At 45.7% G+C, this 20233-nt stretch carries 16 protein-coding genes; 10 read left to right on the top strand and 6 right to left on the bottom strand.

The features are described 5' to 3' along the window. Positions 1–64 precede the first annotated feature (64 nt). Positions 65–802, bottom strand: a complete 738-nt coding sequence (locus tag HQN88_RS02025; protein WP_173108575.1) for a TraR/DksA C4-type zinc finger protein — start codon at positions 800–802, stop codon at positions 65–67. A 139-nt stretch (positions 803–941) separates the two neighbouring features. On the opposite strand from HQN88_RS02025, the gene lspA reads away from it, so the two are divergent. From lspA to HQN88_RS02010, 3 genes are read left to right on the top strand one after another with little or no spacing between them, the layout of a single operon-like run. Then, on the top strand, positions 942–1460 hold the full coding sequence (lspA, locus tag HQN88_RS02020; protein WP_173108864.1) for a signal peptidase II: 519 nt from the start codon (positions 942–944) through the stop codon (positions 1458–1460). Next, a complete protein-coding gene (locus HQN88_RS02015; protein WP_173108574.1) occupies positions 1435–2385 on the top strand; it encodes an RluA family pseudouridine synthase in 951 nt (316 codons plus the stop codon). Before lspA ends, HQN88_RS02015 begins: the two co-directional genes overlap by 26 nt. A gap of 34 nt (positions 2386–2419) precedes the next feature. Further along, positions 2420–3574, top strand: a complete 1155-nt coding sequence (locus HQN88_RS02010) for an aminotransferase A (protein ID WP_173108863.1) — start codon at positions 2420–2422, stop codon at positions 3572–3574. A gap of 672 nt (positions 3575–4246) precedes the next feature. On the opposite strand, the gene HQN88_RS02005 is transcribed toward HQN88_RS02010, so the two are convergent. From HQN88_RS02005 to HQN88_RS01990, 4 genes are all read right to left on the bottom strand, one after another. Continuing rightward, entirely contained in the window at positions 4247–5368 is a 1122-nt protein-coding gene (locus tag HQN88_RS02005; RefSeq protein WP_173108573.1) for an N-acetyldiaminopimelate deacetylase, read from the bottom strand. A gap of 27 nt (positions 5369–5395) precedes the next feature. Then, a complete protein-coding gene (dapD, locus tag HQN88_RS02000; RefSeq protein ID WP_056612620.1) occupies positions 5396–6106 on the bottom strand; it encodes a 2,3,4,5-tetrahydropyridine-2,6-dicarboxylate N-acetyltransferase in 711 nt (236 codons plus the stop codon). Between the two features lie 72 nt (positions 6107–6178). Further along, positions 6179–8059, bottom strand: a complete 1881-nt coding sequence (locus tag HQN88_RS01995; protein ID WP_173108572.1) for an ABC transporter ATP-binding protein — start codon at positions 8057–8059, stop codon at positions 6179–6181. Then, positions 8056–9780, bottom strand: a complete 1725-nt coding sequence (locus HQN88_RS01990) for an ABC transporter ATP-binding protein (protein WP_173108571.1) — start codon at positions 9778–9780, stop codon at positions 8056–8058. Before HQN88_RS01990 ends, HQN88_RS01995 begins: the two co-directional genes overlap by 4 nt. A 397-nt stretch (positions 9781–10177) precedes the next feature. On the opposite strand from HQN88_RS01990, the gene pyrR reads away from it, so the two are divergent. From pyrR to pyrE, 7 genes are all read left to right on the top strand, one after another. Continuing rightward, positions 10178–10726 (top strand): bifunctional pyr operon transcriptional regulator/uracil phosphoribosyltransferase PyrR, encoded by a 549-nt coding sequence (pyrR, locus tag HQN88_RS01985; protein WP_171635353.1) that lies wholly within the window; start codon positions 10178–10180, stop codon positions 10724–10726. Then, a complete protein-coding gene (locus HQN88_RS01980) occupies positions 10723–11631 on the top strand; it encodes an aspartate carbamoyltransferase catalytic subunit (protein WP_173108570.1) in 909 nt (302 codons plus the stop codon). The genes pyrR and HQN88_RS01980 overlap by 4 nt, the downstream gene beginning before the upstream one ends. A 212-nt stretch (positions 11632–11843) precedes the next feature. After that, on the top strand, positions 11844–13127 hold the full coding sequence (locus HQN88_RS01975; protein WP_173108569.1) for a dihydroorotase: 1284 nt from the start codon (positions 11844–11846) through the stop codon (positions 13125–13127). A 183-nt stretch (positions 13128–13310) separates the two neighbouring features. Next, on the top strand, positions 13311–14483 hold the full coding sequence (carA, locus tag HQN88_RS01970) for a glutamine-hydrolyzing carbamoyl-phosphate synthase small subunit (protein ID WP_173108568.1): 1173 nt from the start codon (positions 13311–13313) through the stop codon (positions 14481–14483). Then, a complete protein-coding gene (gene carB, locus HQN88_RS01965) occupies positions 14470–17679 on the top strand; it encodes a carbamoyl-phosphate synthase large subunit (protein WP_173108567.1) in 3210 nt (1069 codons plus the stop codon). Before carA ends, carB begins: the two co-directional genes overlap by 14 nt. A 15-nt stretch (positions 17680–17694) precedes the next feature. Further along, positions 17695–18423 carry an orotidine-5'-phosphate decarboxylase gene (gene pyrF / locus HQN88_RS01960; protein WP_173108566.1) on the top strand — a complete coding sequence of 243 codons (729 nt, stop codon included), beginning with the start codon at positions 17695–17697 and terminating at the stop codon, positions 18421–18423. A 36-nt stretch (positions 18424–18459) separates the two neighbouring features. Continuing rightward, complete coding sequence (pyrE, locus tag HQN88_RS01955) at positions 18460–19101, top strand: orotate phosphoribosyltransferase (protein ID WP_173108565.1); 642 nt, start codon at positions 18460–18462, stop codon at positions 19099–19101. A 193-nt stretch (positions 19102–19294) separates the two neighbouring features. On the opposite strand, the gene HQN88_RS01950 is transcribed toward pyrE, so the two are convergent. Then, positions 19295–20176, bottom strand: coding sequence for a LysR family transcriptional regulator (locus HQN88_RS01950; protein WP_173108564.1), 882 nt, complete (start codon positions 20174–20176; stop codon positions 19295–19297). Positions 20177–20233 lie beyond the last annotated feature (57 nt).

Genomic DNA, 20233 nt, shown 5'->3' with positions numbered 1-20233 from the left:
AAACGAGCTTTCGCTATATGCGAAGCTCGTTTGTCCTGTTTTTAATCAGGGTCAAAAATTGAAATTACTCATCGTCTAAATCAGCAGTTCTTTCGGGTTCGAGAAAAGGATCGCCTTCATCACTGTGCATATACTCGTTATAAGCTTTACTTCGTACAATGGTAACATGTTCACCATAGAGATCAGTGGCTACAAAGCTTTCGAATGACTCTACATAGCCTTCCAACTCGTCGGCTTCGATGTACATGTCATTATAGCTTTCCACTTGGTTGCTTTCAGCGAAAGCTGGTGAGTTTGAGGTTCCCCAACTTTCAACGATTTGCCAAGCATCTTCACCATCGAACTCTGTTTCGTTGTCTTTCTCATCAAAGCTCGTACGCCCGAATGGTGGGTAAAGAATCTGCTCTTCAACAGGGCGCCTGAACGATTGGTCTGGATCAGGCACATGTTCTATGCTGTATAAAGTTGTTGGGATGGCTTGTAGGCGTTCATACGGAATAGGTTGATGGCTAAAAATACAAACACCATATTCGCCACTTTCCATACGGGCTAATGCTTCATTGACTTGTTGTAAATGCATCTCTGCGTGTTCATTAAGCGAAATATCTTTCGCTCGTTCAAAAACTTCGGACCCGATATCACCGGGATGATTATCATACATAGAGAGCTCGCCTATGGAATCGGAGAACGAATTTGCGAGTCCAAATTGATCGTTCGAAGCGAAGTGCTTTTCAAGTGCAACCTTTTCCTCCAACAGTTGTACATATAATGATTGTATTTGCTCATCGGTTAAATGGCTCATAGGTCATACAGCTCCCTTCTAACAGCTCATTCATACCGTTTATGATGCCGATAGACCGCTTTTTTTAGTGAGGTAATTCCTTGAAAAATAGGAATGTACAAGCTTTTTACAATGTAGGAGGTAAACTTAGATGAAATATTTGAAATATTACCTGTATGCACTTCTTGCATTCATACTAGATCAAGTTACGAAATGGATCATTGTGAAAAAAGTTCCATTAGGGGAAGAACGCCCTGTTATTGGAGATTTTTTCATGATTACATCCCATCGTAATCGTGGTGCGGCTTTCGGTATTTTACAAGATCAACGTTGGTTTTTCATTGTAGTGACGATTATCGTGCTATGCGGGATTGTTTGGTACATGCAGCGGACGATTCGTGAAGGTAAAGTGTTATTACCGTTCGCCTTGTGTTTACTTTTTGGAGGAGCGTTTGGCAATTTCGTTGACCGCGCACTATTCGCAGAAGTTGTGGATTTCTTCCAGTTTACTTTCGATTTTAACTTTTTCGGCAAAGAAGTCGATTATATTTTCCCGATTTTCAATGTAGCAGATTCTTGCATCGTTGTCGGGGTTATCCTGATCTTTATTGAGTCCATTCTAGCATCACGAAAAGAGAAAAAAGGAGCAACACATGAACACAAACCAGACCTCACTTGAGTCCGTGACGCAAGAGGCAATAGAATGGACAGTGGAAAATCAATTTGAGAGCGAACGGATTGATAAGTTCATTACAGAAGCGTTGGAAGAAGATATTTCTCGCACACTTGTCCAACAATGGGTCAAAGATGGTCACGTTAAGGTGAATGGGAAAGCTGTAAAGCCCAATTATAAATTGTCTTTGCATGATGTTATTGCGTTAGTGATTCCAGAGCCTCAGGGCGTGGAGTTATTGGCTGAAAACATTCCTCTAAACGTTGTTTACGAGGACAGTGATGTGATCGTTATCAACAAACAGCGTGGACTCGTTGTTCATCCTGCGCCGGGCCATTACTCGGGTACGTTAGTAAATGCATTAATGTACCACTGCAAGGACTTATCCGGTATCAATGGTGAACTTCGTCCAGGAATTGTACATCGGATTGATAAGGACACTTCAGGCTTAATTATGTCGGCCAAAAATGATAAGGCTCACGCAAGCCTGGCAGAGCAATTGAAGGCACATACCGTTAATCGCAAATACATCGCCTTGGTACACGGATATATTCAACATGATCAAGGGACGATCGATGCGCCGATTGGACGCGATTCTCATGATCGTAAGATGTACACCGTTACGGAGAAAAACAGCAAAACCGCGGTAACACACTTCGCGGTTATCGAACGATTTGGTGATTTTACTTTGGTCGAGTTAAAGTTGGAAACCGGTCGTACCCACCAAATCCGGGTGCACATGAAGTTCATTGGTCATCCATTAGTTGGAGATCCGATGTATGGCAAGAGCAAAGGCATGTTGATGGATGGGCAGGCCTTGCATGCGGCGATTCTTGGCTTTGAACACCCACGGACTGGGGAATGGATGCAATTTGAAGCCCCGATTCCATCTGATATGGAGAACCTAATATCAACGATACGAACAACATAGTTCTTGTTCAAGGGAGAGAGGAGAGCTACGCATGTTGGAGCATTTGATTAACCCGCAAGTCAAAGATATTCAAATATCAGGTATTCGCAAAATTTCGAATCTAGTCAGTACGATTCCTGGAGCTTTGACCTTAACGATAGGGCAGCCTGATTTCCCTACGCCGCGACATATTATCGAAGCGGGACAAAGGGCTTTGGATCAAAATAAAACGGTCTACACACAAAATCCTGGTTTAATAGAGCTTAGAGAAGCTGTTTCTAACTTTGTGAAGGTCAAGTATGGCCAAGAGTATCGCGCGGCGGATGAGATTATCGTCACAGCAGGTGCGAGTCAAGCGGTTGATATTACGTTGCGTACGATTTTGACGCCTGGTGCTGAAGTTATCATTCCGGCTCCGATTTACCCTGGATATGAGCCATTAATTCACTTAGCAGGTGGAGTTCCTGTTTATGTGGATACCAGAGAGAATGGTTTGAAATTAACAGCTGAGCTACTGGCACCCTACCTGACAGAGAAAACACGTTGTGTCATTCTATGTTATCCGTCAAATCCGACTGGTCAGGTTCTCACGGAGAAAGAAATTGTTGATTTGGCCGAATTATTGGCAGATCGCGAGCTATTTATATTATCCGACGAAATCTATAGCGAGTTAGTGTATGGCGTTCAGCATCGTTCTATTGCGACAGTTGGCAAGTTGCGTGAAAAGACAATCGTCATTAATGGCTTGTCCAAATCTCATGCAATGACAGGCTGGCGTGTAGGTTTTACAATGGCCCCTGCGTACCTTACAGCGCACATGGTGAAGGTTCACCAGTATAACGTGACCTGTGCTAGCTCAGTAAGCCAGTATGCCGCCTTAGAGGCGTTGACGGTAGGGATCGACGATGCACTTCCGATGCGTGAAGCTTATGCAGCCCGTCGGGATTATGTTTACGATCGTTTGATCGCCATGGGGATTGAGCTGGAAAAGCCAGACGGCGCGTTCTACTTGTTCCCGTCTATTGCGAAGTTCGGCTTATCCTCGCAAGAATTTGCGATGAGGCTGCTGCATGAAGAGCATGTTGCTGTCGTGCCGGGAGATGCTTTCACTTCCTATGGGGAAGGCTACATTCGGATTTCATATGCGTATGCACAAGATGTGTTGGAGCAATCGTTGGATCGTCTTCAACGGTTTGTAAATAAGTTGTAGAAAGAGACCATCGCTGGTAGCAGCGGTGGTTTTTTTATTCTGGAATTTGATGGGCCAACAGCTTTTGCCTCTTAAGTGGAAATTGTGTGAACTCGAAGTGCGAACCCCGAACCCCGAACCCCGAACAAAATACAACTACTCTACTTCTGACTAGCAAGATCTCCATCAACTAAATGGAAAATATACAGTTAATTCCCTCGATTTAGACCCGAAGTATCGATTAGATGGAAAACCTGCAGTTAATTTCAAAGGATTTACTAGATTAAAGTAAAATGAGCAAAATTAGCTACATGAAATCCAGTTATTATTAATTTAGAGTGTTTTTTACTGAAAATAGCTACATAAAATCCAGTTAATTAGTTTATTGCGGTTGAAAGTTGGTGTGGTGTGTTAGTTGGAAGAGAGGTGAAGGAAAGTAGCATGCTGAGGTGGTGGGAGAGATAGGAGTAAGTAGGATACTTTTGTAGTAAGAAATAAAGTGAAGGATAGTAGTTAAGTGATGTGGAGGAAAATTGGGATGGTGTGATATAGCTGAGTTAGTTGAATATGGATCTGATAATAGTTGGAGTGAAGAAGTAGAGGGAATGAACTGTATAGCCAATCATCAGACATACAAAAAACCTCCCGATCAACCGCCCATTTTACGGAGGTGATCGAGAGGCCCTATTCTTTTTAGCTAGACTTGTATCTCAGATATGCCGTAATCGTCTCAATAGCAACATCGATGGCGCGCTCATCGGGATCAAGTTTGGCATTATGCAGGCCATGTGGTGTATCGACACCTAACCAGAACATAAAGCCAGGGATTTTCTCCAAGAAGTAACCAAAGTCTTCGCCAGTCATGGCTTCTGTACACTCGAACAACGTAACATTGTCACGTCCACGAAGCCAGTCCATGAATTCAACGGTTAATGCAGGGTCATTGTAGACTTGGCGATAATTCGAGCCCCAGTCGATGGTGACTTGGCATTCGAAAGAAGCTTCAATGCCCGCGGCAACCGCTTCAATGCGCCCTTTGACCTTGTTCATGGAAGCAGCAGATAATGTGCGGATCGTACCCTCTAAGCGAGCCTTCTCCGCGATAATATTCTGCTTCGTTCCAGCTTCCATTTTTCCAATCGTGATCACAGCGGAATCCAACGGATTCACGTTTCGGGATACGATGGTTTGAAGCTGCCCAACCATCTGCGTTGCCGCGATGATCATATCATTCGCTTGATGCGGATAAGCAGCATGGCCGCCTTTTCCAAGCAAATCAATGAACAGTTCTGATGTGTTGGCGAACAAGATTTCAGGTCTGACAGCGATCGTACCAACAGGATACTCCGGGGCAATATGGAGCGCGACCATCTGGTCAGGCATCCAATCTTGCAATTCCTCTGCAGCTAGCATCGGTAACGCACCGCCGGGACCTTCTTCAGCCGGCTGGAACAACACGACAAGATCATCCTTCATAGGATTCTCCGTGAAGTGTGTCACAACGCCCATTCCGATGGACATGTGAAAATCATGCCCGCACGCGTGCATATAGCCTGGGTGCTGAGACGGGAAGGGAAGCGAGGTTTCTTCCGTAATCGGAAGCCCGTCCATATCGGCGCGGTAACCAAAGCGTTTACTCGGGTTTAAACCTTTGATATAGACCAGAATGCCCGTACGCCATGTACGAATCGTTAGACGATCCTGCGGCAGCTTGGCTAATTGTTCTAGAAGAAGCTGTTGCGTTTTGAACTCTTGAAATCCTGGTTCCGGGATTTGATGAAGCTGACGTCGCAGCTCTACAAAAGGGCTAAGCATAACGATTTCCTCCAGATCTAATTCACCTTATAGGGTACGTAGGTCTGCTAGAATTTCGGTTTTGGATTTCGTTTTGTCATCTACTTTCTTGATGACACGTGCAGGTGCGCCTGCCACTACCGTGTACTCTTCAACATCTTGCGTTACGATAGCTCCAGCAGCAACTACGGAACCTTTACCGATGCGCACGCCTTCTAGGATAACCGCGTTAGCGCCAACAAGAACGTCATCTTCGATTACACATGGTTGAGCAGAAGGTGGCTCGATAACGCCAGCAACAACTGCGCCAGCGCCGATGTGACACATTTTACCTACTTGTGCACGTCCGCCAAGAACAGCGTTCATGTCGATCATGGTGCCATCACCAACGGAAGCACCGATGTTGATAAGCGCGCCCATCATAATAATCGCGTTATCGCCGATATGTACTTTATCGCGAATAACTGCGCCTGGCTCGATGCGCGCATTGATATGTTTCAAATCTAGCATAGGAATAGCAGAGTTACGACGATCGTTTTCAACTACGAAATCAACAACTTTATCTTTGTTAGCTTCTAGAATCGGTTGAAGTACGCTCCACTCGCCGAAAACGACACCGCTCCCGCCAGTGATAAAGGATTGGCTGCCTTCGCCGAACTCAAGACCATCAAGGTTTCCTTTTACATATACTTTCACCGGAGTTTTCTTTTTGCTTTCTTTAATAAACTGGATAATTTCTAGGGTATTCATTTCAGACATGGGGACATCTCCTTCAAATTTATGATTGACTCTCCTATATTAGCAGAAAGGAGGCGTTTGAGCCAATCTGTTTCACACAGCTTTTTGTGCAAATTGACTCTGATAGAGTTCAGCATAGAAACCTTGCTGTTCGAGCAACTCGCCATGAGTACCTTGTTCAATGACAGTTCCTTGATTCATCACAAGAATAAGATCAGCTTCTCGGATTGTGGATAACCGGTGAGCAATGACGAAACTAGTGCGATTTGCCATCAAATTGTTCATGGCTCGTTGAATAGAAACTTCCGTCCGTGTATCAACACTGCTCGTCGCTTCATCAAGAATCAATATCGGAGGATCAGCGAGAACCGCACGAGCAATGGTGAGTAATTGCTTTTGACCATGGGATAGATTGGACGCTTCCTCATTCAAAATCGTATCATACCCATCCGGAAGTGTTCGTATGAAATGATCTGCGTAAGCCGCGCGTGCGGCCTCAATGATTTCATCTTCCGTAGCGCCATGACGGCCATAAGCAATGTTGTCGCGAATGGTACCGTTAAAGAGCCAAGTATCCTGCAGTACCATACCGAATAGTCCGCGAAGATGGCTACGTGACATATTTCGAGAGTCGACACCATCGATAGCAATCCGGCCGTTCTGCAATTCATAGAAGCGCATGAGCAGGTTGACTATCGTTGTTTTGCCTGCGCCAGTGGGTCCAACAATAGCTACGGTTTGTCCTGGCTTCACATCGATGTTCATATTGGCGATAAGCGGTGTATCTGTTTTGTAGGCGAAGGAAACATCCACGAACTGGACATGCCCCTTAATGTGGGCGACGGAATCCGTTACTTTGTTCTCCAAAACTTCTTCCGTCTCATCTAATAACTCGAAAATGCGCTCAGCCGCTGCGATCGTAGACTGAATCACATTCGCAATATTTGCTACTTGTGTGATCGGCATGCCAAATTGACCCGAATATTGAATGAAGGCGAGAACGTCGCCAATTTTAATGGCATTATGAGTTACCATGATACCGCCTATGACGCTAACGAGCACGTAACCGATATTCCCGATAAAGGACATCAAAGGAAAGATGAGCCCCGAAATAAATTGTGCTTTCCAGCCAGAGTGATACAGCCGATCATTTATTTCATTGAACTTATCAACCGATTGTTTTTCTCTTCCAAAAGCTTTAACGATGGTATGTCCTGTATACATTTCTTCGACATGTCCATTGAGCTCGCCAAGCGTTCGTTGCTGGCCCTTGAAATATTTTTGAGAGCGGGTAGCAATCATTTTAGTTCCTAGAATGCTCAGAGGCAGGGTAACAATAGTAGCTAAAGTGAGTAGCGGACTTATTGTCAACATCATGATAATGATACCGATTAAAGTAACAACGGATGTAATCAACTGCGTTAAGCTTTGCTGCATCGTGGAACTGATTGTGTCCACATCATTCGTAGCACGGCTCATGGTGTCGCCATGGCTTCTTGCATCAAAGAAGGAGAGAGGAACACGCGTTAGCTTCTCACTGATATCTCGGCGTAAATTGAAGACAATGCGCTGGGTAACTTTTACCATGATTCGTTGTTGTATGTACAATAATATGGAGCTGAAGATATATAGAGCAGCTAGGATAAGTACGATCTGAAGGATCGCATCGAAATCAATTTTGGCACCTGCGATGCCTTTGAGCTTGCCAATAGCGCCTTCCGATAACTTCGTAACGGCATTACCCATGAGTTTCGGACTAATGATACTAAACAATGTGCTTAATATGGCTGCAAGGAGTACAAAGGATATGGATACACGAAAAGGCTGCAAATATGTCATGAGTCTTTTTAGGGTACCTTTAAAATTCTTCGCCTTCTGGACAGGCATCCCCATGCCAGCCATCCCGCCACGGCCAATAAAACCTGGATTCATGCCTGCTGCCGGTCGCGCCGGTTCTTTGGGTTTCTCACTCATGCACTTTCCTCCTCTGATAGCTGAGAAGCAACAATTTCTTGATAAACCTCACATGTTTTCATAAGCTCACTATGCGTACCTATACCTGCGATTCTGCCTTCATCTAAAACGATAATTTGATTCGCATCCATAATGGTGCTTACACGCTGAGCGACAATGATCATCGTTGCACGTGCCGTTTCTGATTTAAGGGCAGCGCGAAGCTTAGCATCGGTTTTGAAATCAAGAGCAGAGAAGCTGTCATCGAAAATATAAATATTCGGTTTACGCGCAAGTGCTCGCCCAATGGCAAGGCGCTGCTTCTGACCACCTGATAGATTAGTACCGCCTTGAGCGAGTGTAGCTTGGAAGTTATCTTTCATGCCGTGGATGAAATCTGCGGCTTGTGCTGTAGAAGCTGCAGCGGCAAGCTCGTCTTCTGTGGCGTGATCATTGCCGAAGCGGAGGTTATCCGCAATTGTACCTGAGAATAGGACTGCTTTCTGAGGCACATAACCGATTTGATTCCGAACACTCTCTAAAGAAAGTGATGGTAGCGGTTGGCCATTCAACGTAATTGTGCCGGACTCCACATCATAGAATCGCAGTAGTAAATTGATGAGCGTCGTTTTGCCGGAACCAGTTCCGCCAATTATTGCTGTAACCTCTCCAGGTTTCGCACGGAAAGAAATATCATGAATTGCGGGCTGCTCGGCACCAGGATAACTGAAAGTCACATGGTTAAATTCAACGACAGTTTGGTCGTCATGGAGAGTTTGCGCATTGTCTTTACTATGTATGTTGGACTGAATGGCAAGAACCTCATTAATACGCACAGCGGATGCCGAAGCTCGTGGAATCATCATGAATATCATGGTCATCATGAACATGCTAAACATAATCTGCATCGCATATTGGATGAAAGCCATCAGATCTCCAATTTGCATTTGATTGTTATCAATTCGAATGCCGCCATACCAAAGGATAACGACGATACCAAGATTAAATACAAGCATCATGATCGGCATCATTGTAGCCATGATCGTATTGACTTTGATAGCAATTTGCGTGAAATCTTGATTCGCTCGTTCGAATTTTGTTTTCTCATGAGGGGAACGGTTAAACGCACGGATGACACGAATACCTGTTAAGTGTTCGCGCAGAACAAGATTAATGCCATCGATTTTTATTTGCAGAGTTTTAAACAGGGGAAGACTTAAACGCATAATAACGGCAATAACAATAACAAGGATAGGAATGACAGCGTATAGTACAATTGCAAGATTCGTATCTTTGTATGAGGCCATTATGACACCACCAACGAGCATAGTGGGTACACCAATGAACATTCGCATCATAACTACTAATTGTTGGACCTGAGCAATATCATTGGTTGTTCTAGTAATCAGTGATGACGTTCCAAGCTTATCGAATTCATGCAAAGAGAAGCTCTCGACATGAGAGAAGAGTGTTCGCCGTAAATCTCTTCCGAAGCCAGTTGCTGTCTTCGCGAGCAAATAACTGGCCACCATGACACAGGCCATGCCCCCCATGGCAACCAGAAGCATATAAGCACCAAATCGAAGAATGTAGCTTACGTCACCTTTCACTACTCCGACATCTACGATGTCTGCAAGTAGTGTTGGTAAGTACAGTTGTGCAAGCGATTGCAGAAGCATTAATGTAATGATTGCAACCACGGAAACCCGGTAAGGCTTCAAATACCTAAACAATTTGAACATAGTTTCCTCCTTCATTTTGTAACCTCATGGAATTGGAATTTACTAGGTGGAAAAGCGAGTTTATATGTAAATTATAACACATGGTCTCGATTTTGCTCAAAAAAAGAAGTTCGAAAAACATTGACTTATCTTGTCGAAAGTGGCATAATTCTTTTAATTACATATGTGCCTTTAAAAACAGTCCAGAGAGGCTGGCAAGGTAAAACGATAAGAAAAGTCGGGTAATACTGAGTCGAGAATTCAGTAAGCTTAAGGATGTGCGCATCCAGCAGCCCCGCTCTATCTCTTTATGCACTCGTAAACTCCTTGCCAAGAATTGGGCAAGGAGTTTTTTGGTTTTACCACCAGAAACGTATGTGAAAGCTGACGAAGATAGTTTTGCCAGGAGGCGAAAACGATGAATGAGACCGCCGAACACACCATTATTGATGAAATGGGAATTCGTAGAGCACTTACGCGGATTGCACACGAGATACTGGAAAAGAATAAAGGTGTAGAGAATTGTACCTTGATTGGTATTCGGACCCGAGGCATTTACTTAGCGAAGCGAGTAGCAGAACGGATTCTAGAAATTGAAGGCGTACCGATTCCAGTGGGCGAGATTGACATCACGTCTTATCGCGATGATCGCGTGAAAGTCAGATCGGTGGAGAACGTGCAAGAAGGCGGCAAAATGCAAATCCAAGATCGCAAAATCATCCTTTTTGATGATGTGCTGTATACCGGCAGAACGGTAAGAGCCGCGATGGATGCGCTAATTGATTTAGGCAGACCGCAAATGATTCAACTGGCTGTACTTGTGGACAGAGGGCATCGAGAGCTTCCGATTCGACCTGATTACGTGGGCAAAAATGTACCAACGTCCAAGAGTGAAAGCATTGAAGTGATGTTAACGGAAATTGATGATAAAGATGAAGTTATTATCCAGAGGGGGAAACAGGAGTGAGTAGCGTGAGCACATATACAACTAGACATTTCTTGGGACTGAAAGGCGTAAGTGCAGAGGAGATCACAAGCATTCTTGATCGTGCAGCCTATTGGGAACAAAGCCCTAACAAAGTAAATAACCAATTCCATGGCAAGTTCGTTTCGAACTTATTTTTTGAAAATAGTACAAGAACTCGTTTCTCCTTCGAACTAGCTCAGAAACGTCTTGGTGCAGATGTACTGAACTTCTCGTCAGCTGAATCCAGTGTGCAAAAAGGTGAGTCCATCTACGATACAGTGCGCACGCTTGAATCCATGGGCATTGATGCTGGTGTAATTCGACTGAAGCCTAATGGTGTGTTGCAAGAGCTGGCTGAGAAAATCAAAATCCCGCTCATCAACGCGGGGGACGGCAACAACGAGCATCCAACGCAAGCGTTGCTTGATTTCTATACAATGCGCAAACAGTTCGGCGCTATCAAAGGTTTGACGGTCTCCATCATCGGAGACATTCTACACAGCCGCGTTGCTCGCTCGAACCTCTGGGGCTTAATCGCCTTGGGTGCGAAAGTTCAGTTCTGTGCCCCAGCAAGTATGCAAGCTCCTGAGCTAGCTGAGTTTGCGCCTTATGTCAGCTTCGAAGAAGCGTTGAAAGCCGACGTCGTTATGATGCTTCGTGTGCAGTTAGAACGTCATGACACTGGGTTGCTGAACTCAGCTGAGGAATATCGCGCACAATATGGCTTAACTGTCGAACGTGCAAGCCGCATGGCTCCTCATGCAATCATCATGCATCCAGCACCCGTGAATCGCAATGTGGAGCTAGATGATGAACTAGTGGAACATGAGAAGTCCAAGATCTTTACACAAATTGCTCACGGTGTGCCGATTCGTATGGCTGTCATCGAACGAGCTTTATCATAAAAAGAGTGACTTTGATCTCCGATCAAAGATCCCTATAAATCCCCACAAAGTGAAGCCAAGCTCTGAAGTTGATTCCGTCCGCATTGAGCTTTAGCTCAATCGGCGTCTAAACTTACCATTCAAAGCGGTCATACTACGTCGAATTGATTCGATAGGAGTTTAGATATTACTTTGCTGGGACCCCAAACGAATACTAGGAGGACAATATCACAATGGGAATTTGGATTCTAAACGGACTTACCGTTGATGCAAATAATGTACAAACGAAGAAACATGTATTAGTCGAAAATGAGAAAATTGCACAGGTCGTTGATGCTTCTACTGGTGAAGTGCCACAAACAGCGGGTCATGAAGTCATTGACGCTGCTGGCAAGCTTGTATCACCAGGATTCATTGATATGCACGTACATTTAAGAGAGCCTGGCTTTGAACATAAAGAGAACATTGCAACTGGAACGCGTTCTGCGGCAAGAGGCGGTTTTACAACGATTGCCTGCATGCCCAATACAAGACCGGTTATTGATACGGTAGATACAGTAAATTACATATTAGATAAAGCTGCAACTGAAGGCGTTGTACGCGTCATTCCTTACGGAACGATCACGAAGAACGAGCTTGGCCGCGAACTGACTGACTTCGCAGCATTGAAAGAAGCAGGCGTCATCGGATACACAGACGATGGAGTAGGCGTTCAAAGCGCGCAAATGATGAAGGATGCCATGGCACTTGCCGCATCACTCGGTATGCCAATCATCGCACACTGCGAAGATGACACATTGGTTGTAGGAGCCCCAGTAAACGAAGGCACTTTCGCGACAAAGCATGGTTTGAAAGGTATCCCGAATGAATCCGAAGCGATTCATGTTGGCCGCGACGTATTGCTAGCGGAAGCAACTGGGGTACACTACCACGTATGTCACGTCAGCACAGAGCAGTCGGTTCGCTTGATCCGTCACGCGAAACAGTTTGGCATCAAGGTTACTGCCGAAGTGTGTCCGCATCATCTTCTTCTGTCCGAAGAAGACATTCCAGGAATGGACGCAAACTGGAAGATGAACCCGCCGCTTCGCACACCTCGTGATGTACAGGCTGTTATCGAAGCGTTGGAAGATGGCACGATCGACATTATCGTCACAGACCATGCGCCGCATACGGAAGAAGAGAAAGCGAAAGGCATGTTGTTAGCACCATTCGGTATCCTTGGTTTTGAAACAGCATTCTCCTTGTTGTATACGAAATTTGTACTTACAGGCAAATGGACACTTGGCTTCCTAGTAGATCGTATGACCAAAAAGCCTGCTGACGTATTCGGTCTTCCATACGGAACTTTAGAAGTAGGCAGCGCGGCAGACATTACAATCGTTGATCTAGATACAACGAAAGCCGTTCTGAAAGAAGAAATCGTATCACGCAGCAAGAACACACCGTTCATCGGTTGGGAGCTGCAAGGTTGGCCGGTTGTCACGATTGCTTCGGGTAAAGTTGTTTACTCCTAAGTTCAAGAAATAGCCTCAATTTTAAAGCCTAAATCACGAGAAGCATCTATACGATGAATGAAAAATCGTGTATATTTATACAGAAAGATTGATTTTTATGCAAGTCCTTGAATCTTTACATGGTAAGCATGACATCTGCGGTTCGTGAGAACCGCCTGACAATAGCGAAGGAGTTGAAAGAACATGCAGGCAAGATTGTTGCTGGAAGACGGCACTCTTTTTACAGGAAAATCGTTCGGTAGTGAAGGTGAATCCGTCGGCGAGGTTGTATTCAATACAGGAATTACAGGTTATCAAGAGGTACTTTCGGATCCTTCATACTGTGGACAAATCGTAACGATGACGTATCCACTACAAGGAAACTACGGTGTGATTCGCGATGACTTCGAGTCCGTGCGTCCATTCATCCATGGTTTCGTTGTGCGTGAGCATGAAGAAATCCCAAGTAACTGGAGAGCTCAGTATACACTTGGCAGCCTGTTGAAAGAATACGGCATCGTTGGGATCAGCGGCATCGACACACGCATGTTGACTCGTAAAATTCGTCACTACGGCGTAATGAAAAGCATCATCACAACGTCCAATAAATCCGTTGAAGAATTGATGGCAACTCTTAAAAACACGCCGCTTATGACGGATCAAGTTTCCCGTGTTTCCACGAAAAGCGTATTCGGTGCTCCTGGACACAAAGAACGCATTGTACTTGTTGACTTCGGTGCAAAAAGCGGTATCATTCGTGACCTTAGCAAACGCGATTGCGACGTTGTGGTTGTTCCACAAAATGCAACTGCTGAACAAATTCGTCGTTTGGCACCAGACGGTGTATTGCTTTCAAACGGCCCTGGGGATCCGAAGGATGTTCCACACGCAGTAGAAATGATTAAAGGTTTGCTCGGCGACATTCCATTATTCGGAATTTGCTTGGGTCACCAATTGTTCGCACTAGCTTGCGGAGCAGATACAGATAAATTGAAATTCGGTCACCGCGGCGGTAACCACCCGGTTAAAGATTTGATCTCCGGACGTTGCTACATTACATCGCAAAACCATGGCTACACGGTTAAGGAAGATTCCATCCAAGGAACGAACCTTGAAGTGACGCACATTAACAATAACGATCGCACGATCGAAGGCTTGCGCCACAAACAATACCCAGCTTTCTCTGTTCAATATCACCCAGAGGCAGCACCTGGACCATTCGACTCCAGCTACCTGTTCGATGATTTCATCTCGCTGATTCGTCAGCACAAACTAGATAACCCACAGCAGCCGCGCCAAGCGCAAATGCTTGCTCAGTGGAATGCTTCCACGGCATCGACATCTGTGAAGGAGGAACTGCAATATGCCAAAAAATAATACACTCAAAAAGATTCTCGTTATCGGTTCTGGACCGATCGTTATTGGTCAAGCGGCGGAGTTCGACTACGCTGGTACGCAAGCTTGCCAAGCATTGAAAGAAGAAGGTATGGAAGTTATCCTGATCAACAGCAACCCAGCTACGATCATGACAGATACGAATATGGCTGACAAAGTATACATCGAGCCCATCACGCTTGAGTTCGTTACGCAAATCATTCGTCAAGAGCGTCCCGATGGTTTGCTTCCAACACTAGGTGGACAAACGGGTCTTAACATGGCTGTTGAACTTGCTCGTGCAGGTGTACTAGAAAGCGAGAACGTTAAGCTTCTCGGAACACAACTTACTGCGATTGAGAAAGCAGAAGATCGTGACCTTTTCAGAGACTTGATGAGAGAACTAGAGCAACCAGTACCAGATAGCGTTATCGTTACAACAGTGGCACAAGCAGTTGATTTTGCAAATGAAATTGGCTTCCCAATCATCATTCGTCCTGCTTACACCCTAGGTGGAACTGGCGGCGGTATCTGTAACACAATGGAAGAATTGACGGAAATCGTTGCTTCCGGAATTCGTTACAGCCCAATCGGTCAGTGTCTCGTAGAGCGCAGTATCGCGGGTATGAAAGAAGTCGAGTACGAAGTTATGCGTGATGCGAACGACAACTGTATCGTAGTGTGTAACATGGAGAACTTTGATCCAGTTGGCGTACATACAGGCGACAGTATCGTAGTAGCACCAAGCCAAACATTGTCGGACCGTGAGTACCAAATGCTGCGTTCTGCTTCCATTAAAATTATTCGTGCCTTACAAATTGAGGGTGGCTGTAACGTACAGTACGCACTAGACCCACATAGCTTCCAATATTATGTGATTGAAGTTAACCCGCGTGTAAGTCGCTCTTCTGCGCTTGCTTCCAAAGCAACGGGCTATCCAATTGCGAAGATGGCAGCGAAAATTGCGATTGGTTACACACTGGATGAACTGGTTAACCCAGTAACAGGTCAAACGTATGCATGCTTCGAGCCAGCACTAGATTACATCGTTTCCAAAATTCCGCGCTGGCCGTTCGATAAATTTACAGCAGCTAACCGTAAACTAGGAACACAAATGAAAGCGACTGGCGAAGTTATGGCGATTGGCCGTACGTTCGAAGAGTCCATCCATAAAGCAATTCGTTCCCTAGAAATCGGTGTTCACCGCTTGTTCTTGAAAGAAACGGATTTACTAGATAAAGAAACATTGGAACTACGTTTGGTAAAACCAGACGACGAGCGTATCTTCTTACTAGCAGAAGCGTTCCGCAGGGGTTATACTGTGGAAACACTGCAAAATTTGACGAAAATTGACTGGTGGTTCCTGAATAAATTAAGCGGACTTATCGCGTATGAAAAGGAAATTGCTGCGAAGGATTTGACAGCTGAGCTTATTTTCGAAATTAAGCGTAAAGGCTTCACAGACCGTGCAGTAGCGGAAATTCGTACATTGGCAGGTTGCTCGACTTTCACGAAAGAAGCGGACGTAAGAACTTTCCGTTTGCAGAACAACATCAAGCCCGTATACAAAATGGTAGATACATGTGCGGCTGAGTTCGAAGCTTCAACGCCATACTACTACTCCACATATGAGCAAGAAGATGAAGTAACCGAAACGACGAAAGAAAAAGTAGTTGTTCTAGGATCGGGTCCAATCCGTATCGGACAAGGGATCGAGTTCGATTACTCCACCGTTCACGCAGTATGGGCGATTCAAGCAGCTGGTTATGAAGCTGTTATCATCAACAACAACCCAGAAACAGTTTCAACAGACTTTAACACTTCAGATCGCTTGTACTTCGAGCCATTATTCTTCGAAGACGTGATGAACGTAATTGAGCGTGAGCAGCCAATTGGCGTTATCGTTCAGTTCGGTGGACAAACGGCTATCAACTTAGCTGCACCTCTACACAAAGCTGGCGTACGTATCCTAGGTTCCGACCTAGAAAGTATCGATACAGCGGAAGATCGCAAGAAATTCGAAGCATTGCTTAGCAAAATTTCAGTAGCTCAACCTCCAGGCGGTACTGTAACATCGGTGGATCAAGCAGTGGGTACAGCAGCGAAGTTCGGATATCCGGTAATCGTTCGTCCTTCCTACGTGCTAGGTGGACGCGCAATGGAAATCGTCTACTCCGATGAAGAATTGCTTAGCTACATGGAATATGCAGTGAAAATCAACCCTGAGCATCCGGTTCTAATCGACCGCTATATGCTTGGTAAAGAGGTAGAGGTTGACGCGATCTGTGATAGAGAAACGGTTCTGATCCCAGGGATTATGGAACACGTGGAACGTGCTGGGGTTCACTCCGGCGACTCGATCGCTGTGTATCCGCCACAATCCATCTCTGAAGAAATCAAACAACAAATTATCGATATCACGACGAAAATTGCCTTAGAGTTGAACGTAATTGGTCTAGTAAACATCCAGTTCGTTATTCATAACGATCAAGTGTATGTGATCGAGGTTAACCCGCGTTCTTCCAGAACAGTGCCTTTCTTAAGCAAAGTGACCAACATCCCAATGGCGAATGTGGCGACACGTGTCATCATGGGTCAAACACTTGCAGATATGGGTTACCAAGGTGGTCTGTGGCCAGAAGATAAATACGTTTCTGTCAAAGTGCCAGTGTTCTCCTTCGCGAAGCTTCGCCGCGTAGATACGACACTCGGACCTGAAATGAAGTCTACTGGTGAGGTTATGGGTCGTGATGTGAATTTTGCAAAAGCCCTGTACAAAGGTCTCATCGGTGCTGGAATGAAGATTCCTGCTGCAGGTTCCGTCGTGGTCACCGTAGCGGATAAAGATAAAGATGAAGCGATTGAAATCTTGAAAGGCTTCTATCGCCTAGGTTACAAAATCATTGCAACAGGTGGAACTGCCGAGGCGATTGCACAAGCAGGTCTTCCAGTTACAACCGTCAACAAGCTTAGTGAAGGTTCACCAAACATTCTTGACCTCATCCGCAGCGGTGATGCTCAGTTCGTCGTGAACACCTTGACTAAGGGCAAAACGCCTGAGCGTGACGGCTTCCGCATTCGTCGTGAAGCAGTAGAGAACGGTGTAGTATGTATGACATCGCTTGATACTGTAAGAGCGCTAGTGAATATGCTTGAAGCTATCAACTTCTCCTCACGTGCAATGCCAATACATGTCTAAAGGATGGTGCCAAACATGAGTACGTTAACTCGAAACGATGTTACCGGACGCATCATGGTCGCCTTGGACTACGCGAATGCGGAAAGTGCTGAAGGGCTGCTTAAGCAGCTCGAAGGCATTCCGTGTTATGTAAAGGTAGGAATGCAGCTGTTTTATGCTGCAGGTCCTACCTTTGTCGCGAGTCTGAAGGATCGCGGCTATAAGGTGTTCCTCGACGTGAAGATGCATGACATTCCGAACACGGTCAAGGGCGGCGCGGAGAGCGTGACGCGCCTTGGGGTTGATGTGTTCAATGTGCATGCAGCCGGAGGCAAGTACATGATGGAAGCCGCCTTGGAGGGTGTCGACAAGGGGCTGGCTGTAGGGGCAGCACGTCCGATCGTGATCGGCGTGACGCAATTGACCAGCACCTCGCAGCAGGTGCTGAATGACGAGATCGGCGTAGCCGGTACTACCGAGCAGGCCGTCATTCGGTATGCCCGCTTGGCGCATGCCGCGGGGCTTAACGGGGTCGTCGCGTCACCGCTTGAGGTGACAGCGATTAAGGCGGCGTGCGGTGACGGCTTCGTCACCGTGACGCCCGGTATCCGCCCGGCGGGGGCCGACATCGGCGACCAGTCGCGCATTATGACGCCGGCTGAGGCGTTCGCTCAGGGGACGGACTACGTCGTGATCGGGCGACCGATCACGGGCGCAGCGGACCCAAGAGCAGCAATTGAAGCGATTATCGATTCAATCGTCTAGGCACTTTATTTTAACCTTGAAAGGAACGGTGAACGTATGAGTAAGCTTGAAACAATCGCACAACATATTGCGGCGTCGTTATTAGATATTGAAGCCGTGGCTCTTCGTCCACAGCAACCTTTTACATGGACATCGGGACTGAAATCTCCAATTTATTGTGATAACCGTTTGACGATGTCACACCCAGCGATCCGTGATGCGATTGCCGATGGCTTCGTTGCTCTGATCAAGGAAAAATTCCCTGAAGCTGAAGTTGTGGCTGGAACAGCAACAGCTGGAATTCCACATGCGGCTTGGGCAGCTCAGAAGCTTGGTCTACCGATGATCTACATTCGCGACAAGGCGAAAGGTCATGGTAAAGAGAACTTGATTGAAGGTTCTGTGAAGCCAGGACAAAAAGTCATCGTCATCGAAGACTTGATTTCCACAGGAGGCAGCTCGCTGAAAGCAGCGGTTGCGGTAAAAGATGCAGGAGCTGAGGCACTTGGCGTTCTTGCGATTTTCTCCTATCAGCTGGACAAAGCGACGGATGCGTTTGCGGCTGCTGAAATGCCACTACACACACTTTCTAACTACTCGACGTTGCTCGAAGTGGCTTTGGAAAAAGGAAAGATCCAGCAAGATGATATGGAGCTCCTACGTTCTTGGAGAGTTAATCCATCCGCTTACGGGGTATAATTGTTGCATCTGTGACGAGATTTGACGAACGGTGTAGGATTCCTCTATACTAAAGTGGTCTTGTAACAAACCACAAGATTTTGCGAATCTGGGCAGGTTACCGTACTATCGGCGCCGCACTGGAGTACAAATCTTAAAATTGGCTTGTAAATTAGAAGAAGCTCTACCTTTTCACAAAGGTGAGCTTCTTTTTTCATTCTACGGATTGTTTAGTCAATAATTGAATGAACGTTTGTAAAGGTTGTGACATCCATTTTTTAGGATGAAGCACGAGCTGTAAGTCCATTGAAAGTTGGCTATGCGTAAAAGGAAGCTGTGTGAGCTTTCCATTGGCCAGCTCATTCGCTACCGTGATCCGTGGTAGCAAGGCGATGCCTAAGCCGCTCATCACACATTGTTTGATGGCTTCAACATTGCCTAGCTCGAAACCGATCTGTAGCGCAACGGCATTGTCTTTAAGTAATCTTTCAAACTTTCCTCGATAGATACATCCTTCTTCAGTGACGATAAATTCCGTATTACCTAGGTCGGCAAGTTGAATTTCGGATTGTTGCGTTAAAGGATGATCTAAGGGGGCAACGAAGACGAGTTGTTCTTCACGGACACTTGTACAAGCGAGAGAAGGATCTGCTGGATATTGATCTAATAGAAGCCCAATATCATAATCTCCTTCTTTGACCTTGGTGAGAATGGAGGCTTCGCTGTCAGGATAGAGTTGAATATTTAACCCAGGATAGAGCTGTTTGAGTTTCTGTAAAAAAGGTGGCAGATAATAGGCTGCTAACGAGTTGATGGTCCCGATGGTCAACGTTCCGCTAACTTGATTGGCTATCATTTCCTTGGATTGATCATAGAGTTCCAACAATTGTTGCGTTATCACAAGCAAGCTTTCTCCGGGTGGCGTTAGGCGTAACTGCCGGCCGTACCGTTCAAATAAAGGGACACCATACTCACGTTCCAACTTTTGAATTTGCATCGTAATGCTTGATTGGGCATAGCCTAGTTCCTCTGCAGCACGGGTGAAACTTTTCCTACGGGCAACCTCCCGAAAGGTGCGGAAATACGTCAGATCCATATATGGCCTCGCTTCATTATCAATATTTTTGATGAGTTCTATCATTTATTATAGCTA

The sequence above is a fragment of the Paenibacillus qinlingensis genome, from assembly GCF_013204845.1.
GTDB lineage: Bacteria > Bacillota > Bacilli > Paenibacillales > NBRC-103111 > Paenibacillus_E > Paenibacillus_E qinlingensis.
The sequence above is the reverse complement of the archived record's forward strand: the minus strand, read 5'-3'. Positions and strand labels throughout refer to the sequence as shown.